The organism is Robiginitalea sp., assembly GCF_049588695.1.
In the GTDB taxonomy this organism is placed as follows: Bacteria; Bacteroidota; Bacteroidia; order Flavobacteriales; family Flavobacteriaceae; genus Robiginitalea.
On sequence record NZ_JBAVZJ010000566.1, the window covers coordinates 1 to 2,025 of the forward strand.

Here is a 2,025-nt window from a genome sequence, read left to right on the forward strand (position 1 = left end):
GATATAGTCAGACACCAGATCTTTCTCAGAACCCATAAGTCCGCGATCTCTGGCCAGTCCTGCCACGGTAGACAAAAAACTCTTTGTGACGCTGAAGGTCATATCGACGCGTTTGGTATCTCCCCAGGAAGCCACGACATATCCCTTTTTTAAGATCATTCCTGCGGGCCCACCCCTGGGTTTTACCGGCCCGAGCACCTCGTGATAAGGCTCCCGCTCAAAACCCTTGAGGATCGCCAGTCTTAAATCCTTCGGACCACTGTATTCATGGGATTCTGCGAATGAGACAGCGCGTTGCAATTCCGATGTGTCCATGCCGAAATCCGCCGGTTTCTTTGTAGCCCATTCTGCTGCAGGCTCAGGAAAATAAAGTCCTTCCTGGGCATAGACGGTAAAAAATGCGAAAACACTTATGGCGAGCAGGCAAAATTTCTTATGCATATGATTCTGTGTTAGGGGGGGTTAATAAATTCAATTACAATTCAAGGCGCATCATCCAGTCCATCTGCCGGTCTGATCCCACATAATAGGGATGTTTGTCAAATGTAACGAATCCATGTTGTTTGTAAAACCGAATGGCCGCATGGTTCTCTTCCCATACCCCCAACCACAGATAGGATTTCCCTTCCGCCATGGCCATGGTTTGAAAACGCTTTAGCATCCATGCCCCCAGGCCTTTCCCCTGGTGAGCCTTCAACACGTAGATACGCTCTATTTCCATACCCGCTGGTTCCTGAAGTTCCGTTTGTGCATTTCCCGTATTAATTTTGGAATATCCCACGCGTATTCCCCCTTCGCAAAGGAAAAAAAAGCGGCTTTCGGGATTGAGGAGCTCCCCACGGAGGGTCTTCAAATCAAAGGCCGCCTCCAAATATTTTTTAAAATCTTCCGGATTGTTAGCACTGGCAAAGGATTCGGTAAAGGCTTCGATCCCGATCCGTTGCAGATCGTGCAAATCCCTGATATCAATGGGTATGAGTTCCACAGCATTCATAAAGACCAAGGTATAAATTGCTGACGATATCCGGGAACAGACCACAAAAAAAGCCCCCGGGCCAGGGGCCGGGGGCTTTTTCTTTACGTTTCGCAGGTTGCTACAACATAAATAATTTTCGGGTCAGGTGGAGAATTCCGCTTATGAAGTCATTGCGATAAACCTGGATCTCTTCCTGCTCGGAAACTTGATTCAATTGGGTATCCATAGCACTGGGGTTAAATTAATTTGGGGTTCTGACTGTATTTCACAATGAAAATACGCCCCTAGAACGATGAATTTCCACAAATGTTGTGAACTGTCGGTAAGTTGTAGTAAAACGTCGGTTTTTGACTGAAAAGACCCGGTTTTTAAACCGGCATTTCAGGCACTTCTCCCGGCACGACCAGCCGGCCTTTTGTGGCGCTCCGGATCTCTTCCACACTTACCCCTGGCGCGCGCTCCAAAAGTAAAAATCCTTTTTCCGTTACTTCGAGTACGGCCAGGTTGGTGACAATTTTCCGCACGCATTCCACCCCTGTAAGGGGTAGGGTACAGGACTCCAGCAGTTTTGACTCCCCCGCCTTGTTGGTATGCATCATGGCGACAATGATGTTATCAGCGGAAGCCACAAGATCCATAGCTCCCCCCATACCTTTAACCATTTTTCCCGGAATTTTCCAATTCGCGATATCCCCATTATCCGCCACCTCCATGGCTCCGAGGATCGTAAGGTCTACGTGTTGCCCACGGATCATGGCAAAACTGGTTGCAGAATCAAAAAACGAAGCCCCGGGAAGGGTCGTAATCGTTTGTTTCCCGGCATTGATAATATCCGGGTCTTCTTCGCCTTCAAAGGGAAAAGGTCCCATCCCCAAAACGCCATTCTCACTCTGAAATTCCACCTGTATGTCGTCCCTTACATAATTGGCCACCAGAGTCGGGATCCCAATCCCGAGATTGACGTAAAATCCATCCTTTACTTCCCTTGCAATTCGCTTTGCGATTCCCTGTTTATCCAGCATGCTTATTTGCTTCGTACGGTTCGTTGT

2 protein-coding genes and 1 pseudogene are annotated in these 2,025 nt (G+C 48.1%); all 3 read right to left on the minus strand.

Features of this window, described 5'->3' with window-relative positions; translation table 11 throughout:
* Positions 1-441, minus strand: a pseudogene (locus tag WBV75_RS12995) (serine hydrolase domain-containing protein); the annotation flags it as partial.
* A gap of 34 nt (positions 442-475) precedes the next feature.
* Positions 476-994 (minus strand): GNAT family N-acetyltransferase, encoded by a 519-nt coding sequence (locus WBV75_RS13000; protein ID WP_424121015.1) that lies wholly within the window; start codon positions 992-994, stop codon positions 476-478.
* 350 nt (positions 995-1,344) lie between these two features.
* Positions 1,345-1,998: a CoA transferase subunit B gene (locus WBV75_RS13005; protein WP_424121016.1), complete on the minus strand. Its 654-nt coding sequence runs from the start codon at positions 1,996-1,998 to the stop codon at positions 1,345-1,347.
* Positions 1,999-2,025 lie beyond the last annotated feature (27 nt).

What these genes read in the sequence shown, in the direction of transcription:
- WBV75_RS13005 (WP_424121016.1), bottom strand. Translation starts at nt 1,998, where the DNA reads ATGCTGGATAAACAGGGAATCGCAAAGCGAATTGCAAGGGAAGTAAAG.
- WBV75_RS13000 (WP_424121015.1), bottom strand. Translation starts at nt 994, where the DNA reads ATGAATGCTGTGGAACTCATACCCATTGATATCAGGGATTTGCACGAT.